This is a genomic window from Rhodobacter sp. JA431 (assembly GCF_900217725.1).
Taxonomy (GTDB): Bacteria; Pseudomonadota; Alphaproteobacteria; order Rhodobacterales; family Rhodobacteraceae; genus Rhodobacter; species Rhodobacter aestuarii.
In genome coordinates, this window is sequence record NZ_OBMP01000003.1 from 302542 (window position 1) to 324845 (window position 22304).

The 22304-nt window shown below is 61.4% G+C and carries 22 protein-coding genes; 8 read left to right on the forward strand and 14 right to left on the reverse strand.

The genetic code is table 11. From position 1 onward, the window contains the following. Positions 1–41 precede the first annotated feature (41 nt). The 7 genes from CRO18_RS08305 to CRO18_RS08335 form a co-directional block, all read right to left on the reverse strand. Complete coding sequence (locus CRO18_RS08305) at positions 42–1115, reverse strand: alkene reductase (RefSeq protein ID WP_097081774.1); 1074 nt, start codon at positions 1113–1115, stop codon at positions 42–44. A gap of 72 nt (positions 1116–1187) precedes the next feature. Then, complete coding sequence (locus CRO18_RS08310; protein ID WP_076485633.1) at positions 1188–1553, reverse strand: SUF system Fe-S cluster assembly protein; 366 nt, start codon at positions 1551–1553, stop codon at positions 1188–1190. A gap of 214 nt (positions 1554–1767) precedes the next feature. Next, positions 1768–2922, reverse strand: coding sequence for a ribonuclease D (gene rnd, locus CRO18_RS08315; RefSeq protein ID WP_076485632.1), 1155 nt, complete (start codon positions 2920–2922; stop codon positions 1768–1770). 111 nt (positions 2923–3033) lie between these two features. Beyond that, on the reverse strand, positions 3034–3624 hold the full coding sequence (gene purN, locus CRO18_RS08320; RefSeq protein ID WP_097081775.1) for a phosphoribosylglycinamide formyltransferase: 591 nt from the start codon (positions 3622–3624) through the stop codon (positions 3034–3036). Next, positions 3621–4667: a phosphoribosylformylglycinamidine cyclo-ligase gene (gene purM, locus CRO18_RS08325; RefSeq protein WP_097081776.1), complete on the reverse strand. Its 1047-nt coding sequence runs from the start codon at positions 4665–4667 to the stop codon at positions 3621–3623. The genes purN and purM overlap by 4 nt, the downstream gene beginning before the upstream one ends. Before the next feature lie 208 nt (positions 4668–4875). Beyond that, positions 4876–5340 (reverse strand): hypothetical protein, encoded by a 465-nt coding sequence (locus CRO18_RS08330; RefSeq protein ID WP_143128616.1) that lies wholly within the window; start codon positions 5338–5340, stop codon positions 4876–4878. A gap of 159 nt (positions 5341–5499) precedes the next feature. Beyond that, the gene (locus CRO18_RS08335) at positions 5500–5994 is read right to left on the reverse strand and encodes a hypothetical protein (RefSeq protein WP_097081778.1); all 495 of its coding nucleotides are present in this window, start codon (positions 5992–5994) and stop codon (positions 5500–5502) included. A gap of 137 nt (positions 5995–6131) precedes the next feature. Between CRO18_RS08335 and CRO18_RS08340 the strand changes: the two genes are divergently transcribed. After that, a complete protein-coding gene (locus CRO18_RS08340) occupies positions 6132–6560 on the forward strand; it encodes a SufE family protein (protein ID WP_097081779.1) in 429 nt (142 codons plus the stop codon). A gap of 86 nt (positions 6561–6646) precedes the next feature. Continuing rightward, positions 6647–7417: a gamma-glutamyl-gamma-aminobutyrate hydrolase family protein gene (locus CRO18_RS08345; RefSeq protein WP_097081780.1), complete on the forward strand. Its 771-nt coding sequence runs from the start codon at positions 6647–6649 to the stop codon at positions 7415–7417. A gap of 4 nt (positions 7418–7421) precedes the next feature. Here the strand turns inward: CRO18_RS08345 and CRO18_RS08350 are convergent, their stop codons facing one another. The 3 genes from CRO18_RS08350 to glmU are packed head-to-tail and all read right to left on the reverse strand — an operon-like array spanning position 7422 to position 11419. Continuing rightward, positions 7422–8255 carry a DNA alkylation repair protein gene (locus CRO18_RS08350; RefSeq protein ID WP_349290221.1) on the reverse strand — a complete coding sequence of 278 codons (834 nt, stop codon included), beginning with the start codon at positions 8253–8255 and terminating at the stop codon, positions 7422–7424. Next, positions 8255–10069 (reverse strand): glutamine--fructose-6-phosphate transaminase (isomerizing), encoded by a 1815-nt coding sequence (gene glmS / locus CRO18_RS08355; RefSeq protein WP_097081781.1) that lies wholly within the window; start codon positions 10067–10069, stop codon positions 8255–8257. The genes CRO18_RS08350 and glmS overlap by 1 nt, the downstream gene beginning before the upstream one ends. A gap of 12 nt (positions 10070–10081) precedes the next feature. Then, a complete protein-coding gene (glmU, locus tag CRO18_RS08360) occupies positions 10082–11419 on the reverse strand; it encodes a bifunctional UDP-N-acetylglucosamine diphosphorylase/glucosamine-1-phosphate N-acetyltransferase GlmU (protein ID WP_097081782.1) in 1338 nt (445 codons plus the stop codon). Positions 11420–11512: 93 nt separating this feature from the next. Between glmU and CRO18_RS08365 the strand changes: the two genes are divergently transcribed. The 3 genes from CRO18_RS08365 to CRO18_RS08375 are packed head-to-tail and all read left to right on the forward strand — an operon-like array spanning position 11513 to position 14598. Further along, positions 11513–12187 (forward strand): HAD-IA family hydrolase, encoded by a 675-nt coding sequence (locus tag CRO18_RS08365; protein ID WP_097081783.1) that lies wholly within the window; start codon positions 11513–11515, stop codon positions 12185–12187. After that, positions 12180–13412 (forward strand): MFS transporter, encoded by a 1233-nt coding sequence (locus CRO18_RS08370; RefSeq protein ID WP_097081784.1) that lies wholly within the window; start codon positions 12180–12182, stop codon positions 13410–13412. Before CRO18_RS08365 ends, CRO18_RS08370 begins: the two co-directional genes overlap by 8 nt. Then, a complete protein-coding gene (locus CRO18_RS08375) occupies positions 13405–14598 on the forward strand; it encodes a DegT/DnrJ/EryC1/StrS aminotransferase family protein (RefSeq protein ID WP_097081785.1) in 1194 nt (397 codons plus the stop codon). Before CRO18_RS08370 ends, CRO18_RS08375 begins: the two co-directional genes overlap by 8 nt. Here the strand turns inward: CRO18_RS08375 and CRO18_RS08380 are convergent. The 3 genes from CRO18_RS08380 to CRO18_RS08390 all read right to left on the reverse strand — a co-directional run bounded on the left by CRO18_RS08380 (position 14595) and on the right by CRO18_RS08390 (position 19144). Further along, a complete protein-coding gene (locus CRO18_RS08380; protein WP_097081786.1) occupies positions 14595–15383 on the reverse strand; it encodes a hypothetical protein in 789 nt (262 codons plus the stop codon). The two genes, CRO18_RS08375 and CRO18_RS08380, sit on opposite strands and share 4 nt — an antisense overlap. Positions 15384–15520: 137 nt before the next feature. Then, positions 15521–18469 (reverse strand): ATP-binding protein, encoded by a 2949-nt coding sequence (locus CRO18_RS08385; protein ID WP_097081787.1) that lies wholly within the window; start codon positions 18467–18469, stop codon positions 15521–15523. Between the two features lie 60 nt (positions 18470–18529). After that, positions 18530–19144: an oxidoreductase gene (locus tag CRO18_RS08390; RefSeq protein ID WP_143128617.1), complete on the reverse strand. Its 615-nt coding sequence runs from the start codon at positions 19142–19144 to the stop codon at positions 18530–18532. Between the two features lie 279 nt (positions 19145–19423). Between CRO18_RS08390 and CRO18_RS08395 the strand changes: the two genes are divergently transcribed. Then, positions 19424–20026 (forward strand): response regulator transcription factor, encoded by a 603-nt coding sequence (locus CRO18_RS08395; protein ID WP_076485735.1) that lies wholly within the window; start codon positions 19424–19426, stop codon positions 20024–20026. A 140-nt stretch (positions 20027–20166) separates the two neighbouring features. Here CRO18_RS08395 and CRO18_RS08400 read toward each other — a convergent pair whose 3' ends face one another. Next, positions 20167–20394: a hypothetical protein gene (locus tag CRO18_RS08400; RefSeq protein ID WP_139327838.1), complete on the reverse strand. Its 228-nt coding sequence runs from the start codon at positions 20392–20394 to the stop codon at positions 20167–20169. A gap of 233 nt (positions 20395–20627) precedes the next feature. Here CRO18_RS08400 and CRO18_RS08405 point away from each other — a divergent pair, with 233 nt between their 5' ends. Together CRO18_RS08405 and CRO18_RS08410 are read left to right on the forward strand one after the other, a co-directional pair. Continuing rightward, positions 20628–21788 (forward strand): acyl-CoA dehydrogenase family protein, encoded by a 1161-nt coding sequence (locus CRO18_RS08405; protein ID WP_097081789.1) that lies wholly within the window; start codon positions 20628–20630, stop codon positions 21786–21788. Further along, on the forward strand, positions 21788–22303 hold the full coding sequence (locus CRO18_RS08410) for a lysozyme inhibitor LprI family protein (protein ID WP_097081790.1): 516 nt from the start codon (positions 21788–21790) through the stop codon (positions 22301–22303). Before CRO18_RS08405 ends, CRO18_RS08410 begins: the two co-directional genes overlap by 1 nt. The last annotated feature ends 1 nt before the right edge of the window (position 22304 follow it).

Consider the following 22304-nt stretch of genomic DNA (forward strand, 5'->3'; position numbering starts at 1 on the left):
TTTGCGGGGCGCGCTCGCAAGGCACCCCGCGTGGTTTGGCTTTAGCGAAGCGTTGGGTAGTCGGTATAGCCCTCGGCCCCGCCGCCGTAAAAAAGCTCAACCTTCGGCGGCGTCAGCGGTGCATCTCGCTGCAGCCGTGCAGGCAGATCGGGGTTGGAGATGAAGGCCTTACCAAAGGCCACCGCCGTGGCATTGCCGCTGCGCACCGCATCCAGCGCCATATCGCGGCTGTAGCCATTGTTGGCGATATAGGGGGCCGCCACCATTGCGCGCAGCTTTTCCAATTCGCCTGCGGGCCAATCACGCGCGCCGCCGGTTTGGCCCTCGACCAAATGCACGAAAGCAAGCGGGCGGGCGTTCAACTGCCCAATCGCATGGCCGAAAAGCTCCAGTGTATGGCTGTCGAGCCCCACGTTATTGGCGTTGGAATAGGGCGAAAGCCGCACGCCAACGCGCCCCGGCCCCCAAACGCCCGTCAACGCATCCACCGCGCCCAGCAAAAAGCGGCAACGGTTGGTGATCGAGCCGCCCCAATCATCGGTGCGGGTGTTGGAGCTATCGCGCAGGAATTGGTCGATTAGATAGCCGTTGGCGGCATGCAACTCGACCCCGTCAAAACCGGCTTGCTTGGCCAATTGCCCGGCATGGGCGTAATCAAGGAAGGTGCGCTCAATGTCCTCGGCACTCATTTCGCGGGGCAGGGCGGTTTCGACAAAGCCTGTGCCGTCAAAGGTTTTGGCCGCAGCAGAAAGCGCAGAAGGGGCCACCGGCGTTGCGCCATCAATAATGCTTGGATGCGAGACACGGCCCACATGCCACAGCTGGATCACGATTTTGCCGCCCGCCGCATGCACCGCCGATGTGACCTTGGCCCAGCCGTCGGCCTGTTCTTCGGTGTGAATGCCCGGCGTCCAAGCATAGCCTTGCGCCACGGGCGAAATTTGCGCGCCCTCGGTCACAATCAACCCCGCCGTCGCGCGCTGGCGGTAATATTCCACCATCAAATCGGTGGGCACACGGTTCGGCGCGCGGTTGCGGGTGAGCGGCGCCATCACAAGGCGGTTGGCAATGGAAATTTCGCCCAATTGCCCGGGCGAAAACAGCGTGTCGGTCATGAAACCCTCGTCAGACAGCGGTATCTTTGGCCCCTAGGGTAGGCGCGCGGGCCGCTGCGACAAGGGCAAAGCTTACATGAAGCCGAGTTCAAGCCGGGCTTCTTCGGACATCATATCCATGCCCCAAGCCGGATCGAAGGTCATGTCAATCTCGCAGCGCTGCACGCCGTCAAGCGCCTCGACCGCATCCACCACCCATTGCGGCATCTCGCCCGCCACCGGGCAGCCCGGAGCGGTCAGCGTCATGATGATCTTCACCACGCCATCATCGCCAATCTTGATCGTATAGATCAGGCCAAGATCGTAGATATTGACCGGAATTTCCGGGTCATAAACAGTGCGGCAGGCATCAACCACCGCATCGTAAAGCGGATGGTCAAGATCGGAAGGGGCAATCAGCGGCGTTCCCTCGGGAAGCGGTTGCGCATCGGTGGTCATGGGTCATCCCTGCAAAATCCAAGCATTTATATAAGGTATCTAGGCGCAAGGTAAAGCCCGCGAACCGTCGCGCGGGTGCGGAATGCGAATGCCGTGCCAAGTGCGGATGAAAAAGCGTAGCCCTGCCGCGCCAACACGCGGTTTTGCCTGCAAGATATGCGGGGTTTGTGCGAGCTGGCGCGGCCGGGCGGATCGCCCGCGCCACTTAGGGTGCTCAGACTTGGACGACCCGAACCGCGCCGCCCGCAGCGGTCAGCGCAATTTCGCCCGCCGCCAAGCGCAGCGCGTCGATGCCGAAAACTTCTTTGCGCCAGCCCGAAAGCGCGGCCACATCGCGCTTGCCCGCGGCGATCCGGTCTAGGTCCGAAGCGGTGGCAATCAGCTTTGCTGCCACGCCCGCCTGTTCCGATTTCGCCTTCAAAAGCACGCGCAGCAAATCGGCCAAAGCGGTATTGACCTGCAGTTGCGCCTCTTCGCTGTCGGTGCGGGGGAAGTCTTCGGGCTTCACCTCAAGACCCGCTTTCACAGCGGTGATAATCCCTTCGGCAATCTCGCCGCGCCGGGCCTCACGCAGCAAAAGCCGTGATTTGCCAAGCTCTTCCATCGAGGTGGGCTTGGTCGAGGCCAGTTCAAGGAGCGCATCATCTTTGAAAATGCGCGAGCGCGGAATGTTCTTGGCCTGCGCAAAGCCTTCGCGGAATTTAGCCAATTCGCGCACTACGGCCATGAAACGCCCCGAATTGGTGCGCGTTTTCACCCGCATCCAAGCCTCTTCCGGGCGGTTGATATAGGTTTCGGGGTTCAGAAGGATCGCTTCTTCTTCCTCAACCCAGCTTTCGCGGCCCGATTTCGACAGTTCCTTGGACAGGAATTCGTAGATCACCCGCAAATGAGTCACATCGGCGATGGCGTAGTTCTTTTGCGCCTCTGTCAGCGGGCGGCGCGACCAATCGGTGAAACGCGAGGTTTTATCGAGCGATTGCTTGGCGATCTTTTTCACCAGCGTCTCATAGCCCACCTGCTCGCCAAAGCCGCACACCATTGCCGCGACTTGCGTGTCAAACAGCGGATGCGGGAAGACTTTGGCCTCGGTGAAGAAAATCTCTAGGTCTTGGCGCGCCGCATGGAAGACCTTCACCGTCGCCTCATGGCGGAAGAGGTCGTAAAGCGGCTCAAGCGAAAGCCCGTCCGAGAGCGGGTCGACCAGCACCGCGTCGCCCTCTTTGCCGGGCAGCGCCATTTGCACAAGGCACAGCTTCGACCAATAGGTGCGCTCGCGCAAAAACTCGGTATCGAGCGTTACATAGGGCGCGTCTTTCGCACGGGCGCAAAACTCGGCCAAGGCTTCGGTGGTGGTGATCGTGTGCATTCGCGCCCTCTCTTTCGCGGGGTCATCCCGCCTGAATGCACTTCCCTTAAGCGCTGCGCGGCCTAAAGGAAAGTGCGGATTCGCTGTGTTTGGGGCGGTTTTGGCCCGCGCTTAGGCCAAAAACAGCGGTTCGCGATTGCCCGCGAGGAAGCGGCGCAGCACGGCGGGGTAAAGCGCGTGTTCTTGGCCAAGCACCCGCGCGGCCAATGTTTCGGCAGTGTCGCCCGCCTGCACCGGCACCCGCGCTTGGCCCAAGATCGGCCCATCATCCAAAACCGGCGTCACCTCATGCACGGTGCAGCCTGCTTCCGCATCGCCTGCGTCGAGCGCGCGTTGATGCGTGTGCAGCCCCGGATATTTCGGCAAAAGCGAGGGGTGGATGTTGAGCATCCGCCCCTCAAATTCTTTGACGAAATCGGGCGTCAGCACCCGCATAAAGCCTGCGAGACAAACCACATCGGGCTTGGCGGCCAAGATCGGCTTCAAAAGTTCCGCCTCAAAGGCCGCGCGGTCTTTGCCAAAGGGGCGATGGTCGATCACCGCTGTCGGCACGCCTTTGCGCGCGGCTTTCTCGATGCCGCCCGCGCTCGGGTCATTTGAGGCGACCAGAACCGGTTTGGCATAGGCAAGGGTCTTCATGTCCTCGACAAGGCGCAGCATGTTCGAGCCGCCCCCCGAGATGAGGATGGCAACGCGTTTCACAGCAATTTGCCTTCGTAAGCCACACCCGCGCCTGCGGTGATGGTGCCAAGCTTGGTGACGGTTTCACCCTCGGCTTCCAAAAGCGCTTTGAGCGTGTCGGCTTGGTCTGCCGCCACAACGCAAATCATGCCAATGCCGCAGTTGAAGGTTTTGAGAAGCTCCGCCTCTTCCATATTCGCGGTTTCGGCCAACCAGCGGAACACGCCCGGCAATTGCCATGCGCCAAGGTCGATGGTCGCGCCCATGCCCTCCGGCAAAACGCGGGGCAGGTTTTCGGTCAGCCCGCCGCCGGTGATATGGGCCAGCGCATGAACGCCGCCCGCCCGCACCGCCGCCAGCGCTTGTTTGACGTAAAGCCGGGTGGGGGCAAGGAGCGCTTCGCCGAGGCTGCCATCGCCAAAGGGAGAGGCCGCATCCCAGCCAAGGCCCGAGAGGTCCACCACTTTGCGCACGAAGCTATAGCCGTTCGAATGCACGCCATTGGAGGCCAGGCCCAACAGCACATCGCCTTCCTGTACGCCTGCGGGCAGATCGGCCCCGCGTTCCATTGCGCCCACGGCAAAGCCGGCAAGGTCAAAATCATCCTTGGCATACATGCCCGGCATTTCCGCCGTTTCGCCGCCAATCAGCGCACAGCCCGATTGCGCGCAGCCCTCGGCAATACCCTCGATGATGCGGGCGGCCTGATCGACCTCCAGTTTGCCGGTGGCGAAGTAATCCAAAAAGAACAGCGGCTCCGCGCCTTGGCAGACAAGGTCATTCACGCACATCGCCACAAGGTCGATGCCGATCGTATCGACATTGCCGGTATCAATCGCGATGCGCAGCTTGGTGCCCACGCCATCGGTGGCGGCGACCAAGATCGGGTCTTGGTAGCCCGCGCCTTTGAGGTCGAACAAAGCGCCAAAGCCGCCAAGGCCCGACATGGTGCCGGGGCGGGTGGTGCGTTTGGCGGCGGGCTTGATGCGTTCGACAAGGGCATTGCCCGCGTCGATATCGACCCCCGCTTGCGAATAGGTCAGGCCGGGTTTGCGCTCGCTCATGGCTGTCTCCTCGGGGTGCGTCGCGGGGGGATTCGTCGCGCGAAGCCCTAGCGCAAAGCCGCCAATCCCGCAACGGCTTGCCGCAGACAAACAAAACGCCCCACCCGATCAGATCGGATGGGGCTATACTCGCTACGAACAAACGACCATGGCGCTGCGCGCATCAGGGCGACCTGTTTGGTCGACCTGATGCGCTGCAAGTCATGGGTTAGCTCCAGCCGCTAGTGTCGGTGGGAGGGGTGTATTCGTTGCTGGGAGGGGTGTATTCGTTGCTGGGCGGGGTGTAGTCTTCAGTTTCCGGCCCGTTCTTACCCGTGCCCATCGATTTTGCCCGCGCTTGGGCGGCGCCTCCGGCAGAACCCGTGACGGATTTGTCACCGCCCTCGCCAAAAATCATGGAGCCCGGACCGCAACCTGCAAAAAAGGCTGTCGCTGCAAAAAGGGCGGTCAGTTTAACGGTTGTGCGAACCGGCGCCGTGAACAGAGTTTTCACGCGTATCTCCTCATAAAAAGCGGGCATAAACCTAAGTGATATGCCTGCATGGCCAATGGATTGGCTGATTTCGCGCGTGCCCAGAAAAAGTGTCAAGTTTACGAGGCCAAGAAAGCGACGGCATTCCCCAACGGGGGGATGCGTCGCACCGCCTCCAAGAGCGGCGATCGCCTCTTTCAAGCGCCTTCGCTTCTCAAAAGGCGCCGAATTGCTTAAAATTTGATCAGGTGGTTTGATGTATTTATCGGCTTGGCGCGTGGCTCAACCGCGCGCCGATTCTGGCGCTTTCGCGACCAGTGCCCGCGAAAGTTTGTCAGCTTGAATGCTGTTTGAAGGGCCTCAGCGGCTGACTGCGCGCTGGTTGCTGGCGCCAATCACCACGACCTGTTTCACCTGCGCAAGCTTCACATTGTTGATGAAGGCGGCGGCGGTGATCTCGCGCGATTCGGGGGTGCTGGTGCGTTGGCCTGCGGGGCTGCCCGGGTTCGGCCAAGCGGCAACGAAGCGATAGGTCATCACCCCATCGACCGGGTTACCATCATTTTCCGCCAGCAAATCGGCGCCCCACCAGCCCTGCGTCGGCGGCATGCCGGTGGCGGCGACAATCGCGCCGCCTTGGGTGCGCTTGATCTCCAGCTTGGTCACCGTGGCAACCAGTTCGCGTGGGTCATTGGCGATCTCCGGATAGCCTTCCTTCGGCGCGAGCGTGGTCACCTCTTCTTGCGAGAACCAGTTCCACGGGTTCATCTTGCTGTCTTTCCAGCCACAGCCCGAAAGCGCCACAGAACTGGCCAACAGCAGAGCCACGGGGGCGAAACGGCGGATCTCGGTCATGGTCACTCCGGTCGGGCAGAAATGGTCCCTGTCTGGGTAGCTTATTGCGCAGGCTTTGAAAAGCGGCACATGGCGCACTGGACGCAAGCAACGTCGCAGGCTACCCATGTTGCAGCGCAGCAATACCGGAGAGAGCCATGGCCAGCCCCGCCTTCGAAGAGATCGCCGAAACTTTCGACTTCCTCGATGATTGGGAAGACCGCTACCGCCATGTGATTGAAATGGGCAAAGCGCTGCCGCCGCTGGATGAGGCGCTCAAAGTGCCCGCGACCAAGGTCGAAGGCTGCGCGAGCCAAGTGTGGTTGATGCCGCGCATCGAAGGCACTGGTCCCCAGGCGGTGTTTGATTTTGAAGGCGCCTCGGATGCGATGATCGTGCAAGGGCTGATCGCGCTCTTGCACACGCTTTATTCGGGCCTGACGGTGACCGAGGTGGGCGCGGTCGATGCCAAGGCGGAAATGGGGCGGCTTGGGCTTGATGCGCATCTAAGCGCGCAACGCTCGAACGGGTTGGCGGCGATGGTTGAGCGCATTCGCAAACTCGCCGCCGAAGCCGCCGCCACCTGACCCTGCGCGCATGCACAAAAGCTGCGCATGCCGAAAGGCTTGCGCATTGGCGCTGAGCCATTAGCTTGAGTGCAAAGGAGCACGTCATGGCAAGCGCAGCACATCGCCCGGTCGTCGGGATCATTGGAAACAGAGGTCTTCTGAACGACCATTACCCGATCCATGAAGGCGGGCAGATGAACTCTTGCGCGGTGGCGCGTGTGTCGGATTGCATCCCGCTTTTGATCCCTGCCGATCCTGAAATGGTTGCGGTCGAGGAATTGATGGAGGTCTGCGACGGCTTTCTGTTCACCGGCGGGCGCCCGAACATCCACCCCGAGGAATATGGCGAGGCACCGACCGAGAAACACGGCGCCTTTGACCGTGCGCGTGATGCCATCACGCTGCCCTTGGTGCGCGCCTGTGTGGAGCGTGGTCAGCCGTTTTTTGGCATTTGTCGCGGCTTTCAAGAGGTCAACGTCGCGATGGGGGGCACGCTGCACCCTGAAATTCGCGAGTTGCCGGGCCGGATGAACCACCGCATGCCGCCCGATGGCACGTTGGAGGAATCTTTTGCGTTGCGCCACAAGGTGCATTTGGAGCCCGGCGGGCGGTTCGCGCAATTGTTCGGCGCAGATGAGGTTCTGACCAACACGCTGCACGGGCAGGGGATTTGCCAACCGGGGCCCCGCATCGTGATTGAGGGCCGCGCCGAAGATGGCACGCCCGAGGCGATTTATGTGAAAGATGCGCCCGGCTTCACGATGGCTGTGCAATGGCACCCCGAATGGAATGCCGCGCAAGACCCGGTCTCGCGCCCGCTGTTTGAGGCCTTTGGCAATGCCGTCCGGGATTGGGCGGCGGCGAAACGCAGCTAAGCCCTTACTTCAGGTGTTTTGCAGCCTCTTTGCGCGCGAAAGGTTTGAGCCTCTCGCCATGCTGGGCGAGCCAATTGCGCACGGCTGCCGCATCATGCTTTGAAAGCTCGCGCAGCCACCAGCCAATCGCCTTTTGGATGAACCATTCGCGCTCCGGCGCGAGGGTTTCACACCAGCCCAGAACGCGGGTTCTCGCTGCTTGTTCTTCTTCGCTCGGATTGTTCGATTTTGTAAAGGGCAGCGTGATAACCAGCGCGGCGCGCCGGGTCCACATGTTCGAATTCTGTAGCCAGACCTCAACTTGATCGAGCCGTTCGGGGGCTGCAATCAGCCTCCGACCACCTGCATTGCAGGCGTGATCGGCGACGGCCCAGCCGTTGAAACCGGGCGCCCATCCGGCGATGGTTTCCCAGACCGCGTCATCGGGGCGGATGCGCGCTTGGGTGAGCAGTTTTGTCGCCGCAACCATTGCCTCATGCACCTCAGAGCGCCACAACCCCTCGGCCAGTGCGACGCGTTCCTCAAGCGTGCATTGCGCGCGCCATAGCCGCGCCATGTCTTCAATCAGTGGCACGGTAATGCCCAAATAGCGCCGCTCGACCTTGTGATAGGCCGCCGCGCTTTCGGCACGCTCCGCGTCAGCGCAGCTTTCCAGCGTGGCAATCGCCTCTTCCACGCTTGGCGGTGGGCCAAGGTCTTCCTCTTCGGCCTCCGCATATTGCGTATATTCTGCGTCGGAGGCCGCATAGGCGGCGGCTTCGGCTGCCAGTTGCGCCTCTTCTTCGGTCATCGGGCGATCTTCAGCCACAATCACCCGGCTGCGGCGCTTGCGGGCCATTATTCCACCGTCACCGATTTGGCGAGGTTGCGCGGCTGATCGACATCCGTGCCCTTCGCGATCGCGGTGTAATAGGCCAAAAGCTGTGCGGGCAGGGCGTAAAGCAGCGGTGCAAAAGGCTCGGCCACTTCGGGCATGCGCAGATGCGCCCAAGTCCCCTCTGCCGCGCTTGCCACGCCTTTGCCATCGGTCACCAACAGCACTTTGCCGTGGCGCGCCATCACCTCTTGCATGTTCGACACGGTCTTGTCGAAAAGCTTGTCATGCGGGGCCATCACAATCACCGGCACGGTCCGGTCAATCAACGCGATCGGCCCGTGCTTCAGCTCGCCCGAGGCATAACCCTCTGCATGGATGTAGCTGATTTCCTTGAGCTTCAGCGCGCCCTCCAAGGCGAGGGGATACATCGGCCCACGCCCCAAGAACAAAATATCCTGCGCTTCGGCAAGTTGTTCGGCAAGCTTGGCAATGTCATCCGCCGTGGTCAGCGCGGCATTCATCAGCCCCGGCATTGCGCGCAGAGTATCGAGATGCCCGTCGAACTGCGCCTTGGCCAAATGCCCTCGGTCGCGCCCGGCTTTGAGCGCCATCACAGCGAGTGCCAGCAATTGGCAGGTGAAGGCTTTGGTGGATGCCACGCCCACCTCAACGCCCGCCAAAATCGGCAGCGCCAGATCGGCCTCGCGCGCGATGGACGAGCTTGGCACGTTCACCACCGCAACGGTTTTGGCGACCTTGCCCGCACAATAGCGCAAAGCCGCCAGCGTATCGGCGGTTTCCCCCGATTGGCTGACAAACAGTGCATAGCTTTGAATGGGCATCGGCGGTTCGCGGTAGCGGAACTCGGAAGCCACATCAATTTCGCACGGAATACCGGCGAGCGTTTCAAACCAATACTTGGCCACAGAGCAGGCATAGAAAGCCGTGCCGCAGGCCACGAGCGTCAACCGCTCAATGCTGGAAAAGTCCAACTCTGGCGGCAAATTCACCCCGTCGAGGGTCAGATAATGTCGCAAAGCGTCACCCAAAACCACGGGCTGCTCTGCGATTTCTTTCGCCATGAAGTGCTTGTAACCCGCTTTTTCCACCTGCGTGGCGCTGCGGTCGACCTTGGTTTCGCCCCGATGCACCACCACGCCCGCTTGGTCGAAAATCTCAACGCCCGCGCGGGTGACAAAGGCGTAATCGCCCTCTTCCAGATAGGTGATCCGGTCGGTGAAGGGCGAGAGCGCAATCGCATCCGAGCCCACAAACATCTCGCCCTCGCCATGGCCAATCGCCAGCGGCGAGCCTTTGCGGGCGGCGATCATCAGATTGTCTTCGCCCTCAAAGATCCACAAAAGCGCAAAGGCCCCCTCAAGCTTATGCAGCGTCGCAATGGCGGCCGCATGGGGGCCCATACCGCGCTCCATATGCATCCGGGTGAGCAGGGCCACAGTTTCCGTATCAGTCTGCGTTTCGGGGGTGATGCCTGCTTCGGCCAGTTCTTCGCGCAAGTCGCGGAAGTTTTCGATGATCCCGTTATGCACCACCGCCACCGGGCCAGAGCGATGCGGATGCGCATTGCCCGTGGTCGCGGCGCCATGCGTGGCCCAACGGGTGTGCCCAATGCCCAGACGCCCGGCCAGCGGCTCATGCACCAGCAAATCTGACAGATGCACCAGCTTGCCGACGGCGCGACGCCGATCCAGCACGCCCTTGCTCACCGTGGCAATCCCGGCGCTGTCATAGCCGCGATATTCGAGCCGTTTGAGCGCCTCAACCAGCAGGGGGGCAACCTCGTGGTGGCCCAAAATGCCAATGATCCCACACATCTATCCGACCCTTTACTTCAACGCGGCTTTCTTGGCGCGCAGCATTTCAAACAGTTTCACCGCCAGCCCCGGTTTGTTCACCTGCTTTGCCCGGGCGAGCGCCACGGCGCCCGCTGGCACATCTTCGGTGATTGTGGAGCCAGAGCCCGTCAGTGCGCCATCGCCCACCGTGACCGGCGCGACCAGCATCGTATCCGAGCCGATGAAGACATTCGCACCAATCGTCGTGCGGTGCTTGAACACGCCATCATAATTGCAGGTGATCGTGCCCGCGCCGATATTGGTGTGCTCGCCCACATTGGTATCGCCCAAATAGGTGAGGTGCCCGACCTTCACCCCTTCGGCCAGAAGCGAGTTTTTCACCTCGACGAAGTTGCCAATATGCACATCTTCGGCCAGTTCCGCGCCGGGGCGCAGCCGCGCAAAGGGGCCAATCGTCGCCCCGCGCGAAATGTGGCAGCCTTCCAAATGGCAAAACGCTTCAATCGACGCGCCGCTTTCCACCGTTACGCCGGGGCCAAAAACCACATTCGGCCCCACCGTAACATCGCGCCCAAGCCAAGTGTCCAGCGCGAAATAGACCGTCGCCGGGTCCACCATGCTGACGCCGTTTTCCAGCGCCTCGGCCCGCGCGCGGGTTTGAAAGAGCGCCTCGGCCCGCGCCAGTTCGGCGCGGGTGTTGATGCCAAGGGTTTCCTCTTCGGGGCAGCGCACGACCTCGGCCACGAGGCCCTTGGACCGCGCGCCTTCGATGATATCGGTCAGGTAGTATTCCCCCGCCGCATTGTCATTTTTCAACTCTCGCACCAAAAGCGCGAGCAGCGAGGCATCGCAGCAGATCACGCCCGAATTGCACAGGGTGAGCGCACGCTCTTCTTCGCTAGCGTCTTTAAATTCAACGATCTTTTCAAGCCGATCACCTTCCACCACCAGCCGCCCATAGCGGCCCGGATCGGCGGCTTCAAAGCCCAAAACCACCACATCAGCGGTGCTTTTCACAAGCGCTTCAAGGGTTTCTGGCCGGATGAAGGGGGTGTCGCCGTAAAGGACGAGAATCTTCCCCTCAAAACTGGAAATTTGCAACAAAGCCTGCGCCACGGCATGGCCGGTGCCAAGCTGTTCGGGTTGATAGGCAATCTCGGCTTCGGGGTCGAATTTGCCCACCGCTTTCGCCACGGCTTCGGCCCCATGGCCGACCACCACCACCGATTTCTCCGGCGCAAGCCGTTGGCCGGCCGCCAAAGCATGCGCCACCAGCGGCGCGCCACCGATTTGGTGCAGCACTTTGGGGAGGTCGGAATTCATACGGGTTCCTTGACCTGCGGCCAGGATCACGAGGGCAAGTGCCATTGGGGTGCCTTTTCTTCTGCTCCAGCCTGTTTTACCGATACCATATCTTCTCGCAAGAGGGCGGGCATCACACAATCTTTCGGGGGCGTAACAGTGCAAACCGTGGTTTTCGATCTTGATGGCACATTGGTGGACACAGCCGCCGATTTGGTGGCGGCGGCCAATGCGTGTTTTCGTGCGCGCGACATGGGGGATCTGCTGGACCCGGTGGCGGATGCGCGCACGGCCTTTCATGGGGGGCGAGCGATGCTCGCTTTGGGCCACGCGCGCGCGGGGACAGCGGATGCCGCGCAATTGATTGAGGAAGATTATCTGCGCCTTTTGGGGCATTACGCAGATCATATCTGTGTGCATTCAAGGCTTTACCCCGGGGCTGCGGGCGCGGTTGCGGCGTTGCGCACGGCAGGGTATCGCACCGCGATTTGCACCAATAAGCCCGAGGGGCTTGCGCGCAATCTGCTCGATAAGCTGGGGGTGACGGGACTCTTTGATGCGCTGATTGGCGCCGATACCCTGCCCACCCGGAAGCCTGACCCGGCCCCCTATCATGCGGCGGTGGAACGGGCAGGGGGCGCGGTTGCGCAGTCGCTTTTGATTGGGGATACAAAAACAGACCGAGAGACGGCTTTGGCCGTGGGTGTGCCTTGCGTTTTGGTCAGTTTTGGCCCCGAGGGGCGCGATATCGCGCGCCTTGACCCCGAGGCGATGCTCGATAGCTACGCCGATTTAAGCGCGCTGATCGCGCGTTTCCTACCGCTTCATGTCTGAAATCACGGCCCCTCAACACAGCAACCGCCGCGCCACCGCCTTTATTCTGGCGGTGGTGTTTTTAGACATGGCGGGGCTGGGGCTGATCGTGCCGGTGCTGCCGCGCCTGATTGAAGAGGTTGGCGGAATTGCGCTCTCGGAGGCGGTGCAGGTCGGCAGCTGGCTTTATGCAAGCTATGCGCTCGCGCAGTTTTTGGCCGCCCCTTTGATGGGCGCGATCTCGGATCGTTTTGGCCGCCGCCCGCTGCTGTTGCTCGCGCTGGCGGGCCTTTGCGTGGACTATCTGCTTTATGCGCTCGCGCCGAGCCTTGCTTGGCTTTTTGCCGCGCGGATCACGGCGGGGATTTGCGGTGCGACCCCGGTGATTGCCAATGCCTATATCGCCGATATCACGGTGCCCGCGCAGCGCGCGCGTGCCTTTGGCTGGCTCGGTGCGGCCTTGGGGCTTGGCTTTGTCATGGGGCCCGCCTTGGGCGGCTTGCTGGGCGCGCTGGGGCCGCGCGTGCCATTCTGGGTGGCCGCCGGCCTTGCGGGCGCGAACCTGATCTGGGGCTTTTTCTTTTTGCCAGAAACGCTTGCGCGGTCCAAACGCCGCGCGATTGTATGGCGCGAGGCCAACCCCTTTGGCGTGTTTGCCGTCTTTCGCCGCGCAAAAGGTGTCACGCGGTTGATCGTCGTTTTGGGGATCTATGCCTTTGGTTCCGCCGTCTACCCAGCGATTTGGCCGTTTTGGGGGATCGCCAAATTCGGCTGGTCAGAGGCGGTGATCGGCCTTTCACTCGCCGCTTTCGGGCTTGTCTGGGCATTCTTTCAAGGCGTGCTCACTGGCCCGGCGGTCGCTTGGCTTGGGGAGCGGCGCGCAGCGCTGTTGGGGCTCACCATCTCGTTCGTCGCGGCAGCGGGCTACGGCTTTGCGGGCGGCATTGGGGCGGTGATCTTACTGTTGATCTTCCACGGCCCTGAAGGCTTCGCCCAACCCACGTTGATCGCGATGATGTCGCGCGCAGTGCCGGAGGAAGAACAAGGCGCGTTGCAAGGCGGTATCGGCGCGCTCGAAAGCCTTGCGATGTTGGTGGGCACGCTGTTCTTCGCCCAAGTCTTCGGCTATTTCCTCACCGATGCCGCCCCGGTGCAAAGCCCCGATGCGGCCTATTTCATTGCCGCACTGGTGTTGGCTCTCGCTTGCGCGCTGTTTGCCTTGAACAAGGATAAGACCGATGGATGAGATCGAGGTTTTCACCGGCAATTTCACCCAGCAAGAGCCGATTTCAGAGGCCGGGATCGCCGCAGCCCTGGCGGTTTTGCAATCGGGACGCTTGCACAGATACAACGTCGCGCCGGGTGAAATGGGCGAAACAGCGGCGCTAGAAGTTGATTTTGCAACATATACCGGCGCGGCTTACTGTTTGGCCGTGGCGTCGGGTGGCTATGCGATGGGCTGTGCGTTGCGTGCCCTTGGCGTGGCCCCGGGCGACCGGGTTTTGACCAATGCCTTCACGCTCGCCCCGGTGCCGGGCGCGATAGCGGCATTGGGGGCCGAGCCTGTTTTCGTCGAGGTCACCGAGGATCTGGTGATCGACCTTGATGATCTGGCGGACAAAGCCACCAGCGCAGGCGCCAAGGTGCTGCTGCTGTCGCATATGCGCGGGCATGTCTGTGACATGGATCGGCTGATGGACATCGCCGACGGGGCCGGGCTCAAGGTGATCGAGGATTGCGCGCATACGATGGGCGCGGCGTGGTGCGGTGTGCCCTCTGGTCGCCATGGGGTGGTGGGCTGCTATTCTACCCAGACCTACAAGCACATGAATTCCGGCGAGGGCGGGCTTTTGATTTCAGATGACCCGGTGGTGATGGCGAAAATGATCCTGCTGTCGGGCAGTTACATGCTCTATGATCGCCACCGCGCCGCCCCCCCGCCGGAGGTGTTTGAGGGGCTGAAATACCACACGCCCAATGTCTCTGGCCGGATGGACAATTTGCGTGCCGCGATCTTGCGCCCGCAAATTGCCGAACTGCCGCAAAAGATTACCCGCTGGAATGGGCTCTATCGGGCGCTGGAAGCGGGACTTTCTGCCACGCCGGGGCTGCGGATCATCCCGCGTCCCCAAGAAGAGGCCGTTGTGGGCTCCTCTTTCCAGTTTTTGCTGCCCGATTGGACAGAGCCGCGCATTCTGTCGCTTATGGCACGCTGCGCTGCCCGTGGGGTCGAGCTGAAATGGTTCGGGGCGGAAGAGCCCGTCGCCTTCACCTCGCGTCACGAAAGCTGGCGCTACGTGCCTGCGCAACTTCTGCCGCGCACCGATCGCATTCTTGCGGGACTGCTCGATCTGCGTCTGCCGCTCACCTTCTCTGAGGTGGATGCAGCGACGATCGCCCGTATTCTGGATCAGGAAATCCGGCGCGCTTAATTGCCCGAGGCCATACTGGCTTCGGCCATACGCTCTTGCCAGATGGCGTTGTTGATCGGTGCTTCGGCCAGCGCGAATTCGAAGCTCGCGAAAGCACAGGGCAGGCGCAGCGTGATATCGGCGAGCGCCAGACGCTCCAGACCGAAATCATGGCCCGCGACTTCCTCAGACAGAAGCACGATCGAAATATCGGGGCGGCCTTCGCGCAGCCGCATCAGGCTTTCGGCCATCACCGCCACGCCACCCAGCGTATCAAGGTCCACCAACAGCAGCGCCCCATGCGGCGCCGACCAGATCGGCGAGGTGGGCTGCAGCGCGGCGATCCGGCGGAACGGCAGGCCATGTTCCGAAATCCATTCGACGCAGGGCAATTCAGAGCCCGCGCGCCGCGACAGAAGCAGAACAAGAGAGATTTCATCCGCATCCACGGCGTGGAACTTCGGCGCCGCCCGGACAGACGACGCCGAAGCCAGTTGGGTGGTGCTGCTCGTCGCGGAGAACTCGGCGGTGGGGGCCGCCTCGGGGGAATGCTCGGAGGAGAGTTCCGCGATATTTGCCGGGGCCGAGGGCATCGGCAACCGGCTCAGGGGGGCAACACGGGTGAAGCCCGCGCTGAACCCTTCGCTAAACCCCCGATTGTAGGCGGCGCGCTCTGCATGCGTGCGGCCAGCCGGGGGCGCGGAGGTCGAGAAGGGGGCGCGCAGACGCGCGATCACACGGCCGAGCCACGGACCGAGCGCAGAACCGTTTTGCGCGGGGTGCGGGGTGATATGGAGCCAGACCATGGGAATTTCCTTCCTTAACCTCTTTGCAAGGTTAACTGGCGTTAGGGAAATTCAACAATGTGTCGGAGGTGTGGCGATACACTCATAAGTATAGTTTCACACGGCTAAAGGTAGAAAATCAGCTTTAATCCCTTCGTTTATGCCTCTGCTCCGGCTTGATTTTCTCTTTGTGGTGGGATTTTCGCACTTTGGATAGGCGCAACCCGGGCGCGAGTGGTGGACCAGACCGCTGGCAAAGCGATCAGCGCAGCCACCACCGGGTCGGGGGGCGTCGCACCGGGCACAGCGTGGCGCAGCGGTGTGTCGATGGCCTTAAGCGTGCGGTGGAGACGCTCAGCGCCCATCAACGCGGCGGAGCCTGCGAGTTTATGCGCAAGCGCGGCCGTCGCGGCAGGTTCGGCCTGTGCCGCAGCAATGGTAAGGCGCGGCAACATCGTCTCCGCCTCACTGAGGAATTGGCGCAGGGTTTGCGCCATCAGCTCTTCACCCAAAGATTGTGCCAGATCGGTATGGGTTTCGATGTTGAGAAGCGGCGCATCGGCGGCAGGCGCCTTCGCGGGGGAGCCTCCGGCAGGGCTGCGGCCAGGCGCAATGCGCGGCGGGGCGGCTTTGGGGGCGGCGGGCGCGGGGCTGAGCGGGCGCAGCGTTAGCGGCTCTGCTGCGGTCGCGGGGGGCGTGGCTGTGGCTGGCGCAGGGGCGCGTTGCGCGGCCATCGCCATCCGGCTTTCGCACAGCTCATCCGATAGAACCTGCTCAAGAATTTTGCGCGTGATCGGTTTGGAGATCACCCGGCAGACCCCGGCAGCCTCAAGCCGCGCCCGCGCCTCGGGCAGAACGTTGGCGGTCACCGCAATCACCGGCGTGTGCTTGTTCGGGCCATTGCCCGCGCGGATCGCCTCGGTCGCTTCAATCCCATTCATGCGCGGCATGTTGAGGTCGATCAAGATCACGTCAAAGCGATGTTTCTCTGCCGCCTCAACACCTTCGCGCCCGTCGCGGGCCTCATCAAACTTGTGGCCACCCCGGCGCAGCATTTCGCAAAGCACGACGCGGTTGATGTCATTGTCTTCCACCACCAACACTTCGACCGGGCCCTGCAGATGCGGTTTGCCATCGGTGCCCATGCTGCAGGGGGGCACGGCAGCGGCATCGGGCGGCGGCAGGGGGCGGCGCGGTTTGAGCACCAGCGGCGCATCCGCCGAAACATGGATCGTCGGTTCCGGCTCATCACCCCATTTGAGCGGGGCCTGCGGGCGCGGCGGCACCGTAAGGTCCAGATCTCTGGGCGGGTGCGTCAGCTCTTCGGGCATCGACAAAACCACCGGGACGGGGACGGTGATCCAGAAGGCAGAGCCTTTGCCCTCTTCGCTTTCAACGCCAATTTCGCCGCGCATCGCCCGCACAAGGCGGCGCGCAATCGAAAGCCCCAAGCCGGTGCCTGTCGCCTCGCGCGACAATTCCGGGTCGAGCGTCACGAAGTCATCAAAAATCCGCTCGGTCTGGTCGGGCGGAATACCAACGCCGGTGTCGATCACCCGATATTCCAAAAGCCCCTGATCGCGATGATATTCCACCTCGATCGAGACGGTGCCGTTTTCGGTGAATTTGATCGCATTGCCGACGAGGTTGATCAGCACCTGCCGGATGCGCAGTGCATCGCCCTCTACCGCGGTGGGCAGATCGCCTTCGACATGGGCGATCAATTGGTTGCCGCGCGCGGCTGCCGTGCCCGATTGCATCTGCACCACCTCATCGGCCAGTGCGATGGGCGCAAAGGGCGCGCGCGTGAGCGAGAATTTCCCGGCATCGAGCCGTTCCACATCAAGCGTGTTGTTGACGTGGCTCAGCAGGATTTCCCCGGCCTTTTGCATCGAATCCACAAAGCGGCGCTGGGTATCGTCAAGCTCGGTTTCGCTCAACAAATCGACGGTGCCCAAAAGCCCGTTGAGCGGGTTGCGCATTTCATGGCTCATCACCGCCACGAATTCCGACTGCGCCCGCTCGCCCGCCATCGCTTGGTCGCGCGCGTCGATCAATTCTTGCTCTGCGGCCACCCGGTCAGTGATGTCGCGCAGATAGCCCACGAAAATCTCGTGTTTGCCGATCCGTGTCGCTGTGACAGACAGCTCTGCCGGGAACAGATCGCCGTTCTTGCGGCGCGCTTGCAGCCCGATCAGCCCATGGCCCGCAATCCGCGGTACGCCGCCCGCACGGTAGCGTTTGAACCCGGCGTCATGCGCCGTTTTCATATGATGCGGCACAATCAGATCGGTCATCGGCGCGCCGATGGCCTCGTTCCTACTGTAGCCAAAGACCTTTTCCGCCGCGCCGTTAAACTCCACGACGCGGGCTTCTTGGTCGACCACGATCACCGCGTCAATCGAGGTGGAAATCACCGCTTCAAGCCGCGCTTTCGCGAAATAAAGCGAGCGGGTCTGGTTGCGGCCATAGCGCCAAAGCCACCACGTCGCGACGAAGCCCCCCGACAGCGTCACGAGTAGCGCGGCGGTCAGGCTCGCGAGCCGGATCAGCGAGGCAAAAACCTGTTCGCGCTGCGCCATTGAGCGTTCGGCAAAGGCGCGCACACCGCCGAGCGAGAGGTCCCGCACGATCGGCATGATCTCGTCCGTCGCATCGCGCAGCGCGGGCAGGGCTTCTGTCAGCGCTTCGGGGCCAGCATCGAAAATCTTTGCGGTTGTATCGGTATAGGTCGCAATCCGGGTGATCGCAGTGATCGCGGGGGCCGAGGTCAAAACCTCGCGGAACCCTTTGCCCTCTCTGATCGTATTCACGCGGGCATAGAAAATATCGAAATCCCGCGAAAGATCGCTTAGCGTTTTCGGCACTGCCGGATCGGCGCGCGTCATCGCCGCCTCAAGGTGAAAATACTCGACCTCAAGCTGCGCCAGCGTCCATTGCAAACTGTCAGAATTGGCGATGGCGAGCGTGTCAATCTCGCTGCGCACCGAAACGCCGTAGCGATAGAGCCCCGCCACCGCGCCGAAAATCAATACCACAAGACCCGCGAACAGGATATTGCGCCAAACCTGCGGGCGTTCGCGAAAAGGGTTTGAGGTGTCGGACATCAGACTTCGGCCAAGCCTTGTTTGAAGGGGCGGTGGAACAGCGCGCGTGCGCCGGGCACTCTAAGGGAGAACCTCGATGCGGTCCACCTGCCACACAGAGCGCGCATAGGCCACCTCATTGCGATACTCTGGCATGCTATCATAAGGATAGACCAACCAAAGTGGCCCCTTTTCCCGGATCGACATTGGCTGGCCATCGCGCCGGTCCGCCAAAAGCGGGCTGCCGGGGCGCAATTCGTCCACGGGAATCTCTGCGATGTAGTCATTGATGGCGCGAATACGCAACCGCCCGTCGGTCACGCCGAGCCGGTTCATCAGGGTGAGCAAATCGACCCCTTCAAACTCAATCACGCCGCTGGTCCAGATCGTCGAGGTAGAAAAGCTGTTGCGCGGCATTTCAGCGAGCATCTGGTCATCAAAGCGGGCTTGCCGCAGCGGGGGGGCATCGCCAACCGAGGAGGCCATGGCATTGCTGACGGCCAGCGCGCCTTGTACGGTCAAAAGCACCGGGCCTTGCGGTTGCATCAGCGGGGCCAGTGCCGCGTCGCTGCCAATATCTTGGGGCAGGGCGGTTTGCGCGCGTGCAACTGTTGCGGGCAAGGGCAGACCCATCCCTGTACCAACCAACAAACACACAAAAGCGATGGTAAACGCCCAAATTTTCAAACTGCGCACTCTTCTCCCCCCTCGAACACGCATGATCGCAGGAGTCTTACACAGAGCCTTTGATGCACCACCTAGGAAAAAGAATAAAGACTTATGCCAAAGTATGGCGTTTCTTCTACCTTGGGTGGTATATCTGGTGATTAGGGCGAGAATGCGCAAAACAGTCCCAGCGTTCGCTTGCAATGGCTCTAGTTCTTTAAGAATACGAAAAGGATGGCTGGGGGCCATGGGTAGGGTAAACGTCGCAATCGTGGCCGGGGGGCTGAAGAAAAAATATCGGAGGTGGGCGTGAAACTGTTGATTGCCGACGACCATGACCTTGTGCGCGACGCCATTGCTGCGCTGCTGCGGTCCGGCGGATGCGAAGAAGTCGATGTGGCCGGGAACCTTTCGGAGGCGCTCGAAGAGGTGGCGGCCCGTGGTCCCTTTGATCTTGTGCTGCTCGATTATGATATGCCCGGAATGGATGGGCTGCGGGGCCTGACCGAAATGAAACGCCAATACCCCGATCAGGCGGTGGCGATCATTTCCGGCGTGGCGCGGCCCGCTGCGGCGCGTGAGGCGCTGGATGAAGGCGCGATTGGCTTTGTGCCGAAGGCTTTGCCCGCGCGCTCGATCATTGGGGCGGTGACGCTGATGGCCTCTGGCTCCGTCTTCGCGCCCTTCGATTTCCTCAAGCAAGATGATGCGCCCACGATGGGCGGCTTGTCGCCGCGTGAGACCGAGGTGTTGCGGGGCATTTGTGCGGGCCGCACCAATAAGGAAATCGCGCGCGAAATGGATCTTCAGGAAGTCACCGTGAAGCTGCATGTGCGCACGCTGACCCGCAAGATCGGGGCGCGTAACCGCACCCATGCCGCGATGATCGCGCGGGAACATCACTGGTTCTGATTTTCCGTTTTTCGGTGTGATTGCGCATCCGCGAAAATTAGCGGAGGCGGTGCCTGGGACACCGCCTCCTGCCGCCGGATCGAGTTTATCGGCGGGTTCCCGGACCTCTGGTTGGGACGGCGAGAGCCGGAAATTCGGTTTCAGCGGGGCGAGGGGAAACTCACCACTTCGGCAGAGCGTACAGGGGTGCACTCCGCCAACGTCCGGCCCAGAGAAATACGGGGAAACACCACCGGCTCCATCCGTTCGATGGCTTGTTGGAGCGAAGCTGCCACTTCTTCCAGGCCCTCGTTGCGGCAATAATCATTCATTTCGATGAGCACGGCATACATCCAAGCGTGCTGACTGGCTTTGGCGATCGTGCTCACGGCGTCCTCGGTCGTCGGAATGTCCCTTTTATCGTTATTTACCAAAAATTTCTGGGCCTTCTTTGAATCGAGAGGGTAGCCTGTTAACGCAAAAGTGCACGACCTATCCAAAAGGCGTGTGACGTACCGTCAATTTCCCTTGCCCCTTTGCCGTGCTTGACGGAATCGGTTTCCCCTTCCCATAAATGAACAGTCGTTCAGTAATGGCGGTTCATAGCTCTGGGGAGGAGAGGATGTTCGCAGGATCGATGCGGTTTGATCTGGGGGAAGACATTGGTGCGCTGCGCGATATGGTGCAGGGCTGGGCGCGTGACCGGCTGGCCCCGATTGCCGCAAAAGTAGACAAAGACAACCTCTTCCCCAATGAACTTTGGGCAGAAATGGGCGAATTAGGTCTTTTGGGGGTCACTGTTCCCGAAGAATACGGCGGTTCTGGCATGGGCTATCTGGCGCATGTGGTGGCGACCGAAGAAATCGCCCGCGTCTCGGCCAGTATTTCGCTATCTTATGGTGCGCATTCAAACCTTTGCGTCAATCAGTTGAAGCTGAATGGCAGCGCGGCGCAAAAGCAAAAATACCTTCCCGATCTGGTGACGGGGGCCAAAATCGGTGCGCTGGCAATGAGCGAAAGCGGCGCGGGCTCGGATGTGGTGGGTATGAAGCTGCGCGCTGAAAAGCGCGGCGATGTCTACATTCTCAAGGGCCATAAATACTGGATCACCAATGGCTGCGACGCCGATACTTTGGTGGTTTATGCCAAGACCGACCCCGAGGCGGGTTCCAAAGGCATCACCGCTTTCATCGTTGAAAAGGGGATGGCCGGATTTTCCACTTCGCAACATTTTGACAAGCTCGGGATGCGCGGATCGAACACAGCGCAGCTCTTTTTCGACAATTGCGAAGTGCCTGCGGAAAACGTGCTCGGCCAAGAGGGCAAGGGCGTGCGGGTGCTCATGTCGGGGCTCGACTATGAGCGCGTCGTGCTGTCGGGCATCGGCACGGGCATCATGATGGCCTGCTTGGATGAGGTCGTTCCTTACGCGAAAGAGCGGCATCAATTCGGCCAGCCAATTGGCAATTTCCAACTTATGCAGGCGAAAATCGCCGATATGTATGTCGCGACCAACACCGCGCGCGCCTACACCTATGAGGTGGCCAAGGCCTGTGATCGGGGCGAGGTCACCCGTCAAGACGCCGCCGCCACCGTGCTTTACGCCTCTGAACAGGCGATGGTGCAGGCGCATCAGGCCGTGCAGGCGCTTGGCGGCGCAGGGTTCTTGAATGACTCCGTGGTTTCACGGCTTTTCCGCGATGCGAAATTGATGGAGATCGGCGCAGGCACGAGCGAAATTCGGCGTATGCTCATCGGACGCGAACTCATAGGAGCGATCTGATGTATAAGTCATTTTTCTGCGCCGTCCTTGCGGCTTTTCCCCTGACCGCCCAAGCCGATGAGGCTTTCCCGATACATTACGACGGTCAAGTGCTCGACAGGTGTTTGGCGAATACGGCCCCCGAGGCGCGGCGCGACTGTATCGGGAAGGCGGCTGATGCCTGCATGCAGGCCACGCCCGAAGGCGCCTCCAATGCCGGGATGGGCCTTTGCGCCGGGTTCGAGCATGATGATTGGGATGCGCGGCTCAACGCGGCCTATCAATCCTTGATGGCGGTCGAAAAGGCGCAAGATGCCGAAATGGCCGATCTGGGCAGTTCGGTGCCGCAAATGGCGCCTGCGCTGCAAGAGATGCAGCGCGCATGGATCGCCTATCGCGATGCGGCTTGCACCTATGAGGTGAGCCAATGGGGCGGTGGCACCGGCAGTGGTCCGGCTTGGGCGTTTTGCACCATGCAAATGACGGGCGAGCAGACGCTCGTGTTGCTGGCGCGTCTGGCAGATAAGGGGCAATAGG

What these genes read in the sequence shown, in the direction of transcription:
- CRO18_RS08305 (WP_097081774.1), bottom strand. Translation starts at nt 1,115, where the DNA reads ATGACCGACACGCTGTTTTCGCCCGGGCAATTGGGCGAAATTTCCATT.
- CRO18_RS08310 (WP_076485633.1), bottom strand. Translation starts at nt 1,553, where the DNA reads ATGACCACCGATGCGCAACCGCTTCCCGAGGGAACGCCGCTGATTGCC.
- rnd (WP_076485632.1), bottom strand. Translation starts at nt 2,922, where the DNA reads ATGCACACGATCACCACCACCGAAGCCTTGGCCGAGTTTTGCGCCCGT.
- purM (WP_097081776.1), bottom strand. Translation starts at nt 4,667, where the DNA reads ATGAGCGAGCGCAAACCCGGCCTGACCTATTCGCAAGCGGGGGTCGAT.
- CRO18_RS08335 (WP_097081778.1), bottom strand. Translation starts at nt 5,994, where the DNA reads ATGACCGAGATCCGCCGTTTCGCCCCCGTGGCTCTGCTGTTGGCCAGT.
- CRO18_RS08340 (WP_097081779.1), top strand. Translation starts at nt 6,132, where the DNA reads ATGGCCAGCCCCGCCTTCGAAGAGATCGCCGAAACTTTCGACTTCCTC.
- CRO18_RS08345 (WP_097081780.1), top strand. Translation starts at nt 6,647, where the DNA reads ATGGCAAGCGCAGCACATCGCCCGGTCGTCGGGATCATTGGAAACAGA.
- CRO18_RS08350 (WP_349290221.1), bottom strand. Translation starts at nt 8,255, where the DNA reads ATGGCCCGCAAGCGCCGCAGCCGGGTGATTGTGGCTGAAGATCGCCCG.
- glmS (WP_097081781.1), bottom strand. Translation starts at nt 10,069, where the DNA reads ATGTGTGGGATCATTGGCATTTTGGGCCACCACGAGGTTGCCCCCCTG.
- glmU (WP_097081782.1), bottom strand. Translation starts at nt 11,419, where the DNA reads ATGGCACTTGCCCTCGTGATCCTGGCCGCAGGTCAAGGAACCCGTATG.
- CRO18_RS08370 (WP_097081784.1), top strand. Translation starts at nt 12,180, where the DNA reads ATGTCTGAAATCACGGCCCCTCAACACAGCAACCGCCGCGCCACCGCC.
- CRO18_RS08375 (WP_097081785.1), top strand. Translation starts at nt 13,405, where the DNA reads ATGGATGAGATCGAGGTTTTCACCGGCAATTTCACCCAGCAAGAGCCG.
- CRO18_RS08380 (WP_097081786.1), bottom strand. Translation starts at nt 15,383, where the DNA reads ATGGTCTGGCTCCATATCACCCCGCACCCCGCGCAAAACGGTTCTGCG.
- CRO18_RS08385 (WP_097081787.1), bottom strand. Translation starts at nt 18,469, where the DNA reads ATGTCCGACACCTCAAACCCTTTTCGCGAACGCCCGCAGGTTTGGCGC.
- CRO18_RS08405 (WP_097081789.1), top strand. Translation starts at nt 20,628, where the DNA reads ATGTTCGCAGGATCGATGCGGTTTGATCTGGGGGAAGACATTGGTGCG.
- CRO18_RS08410 (WP_097081790.1), top strand. Translation starts at nt 21,788, where the DNA reads ATGTATAAGTCATTTTTCTGCGCCGTCCTTGCGGCTTTTCCCCTGACC.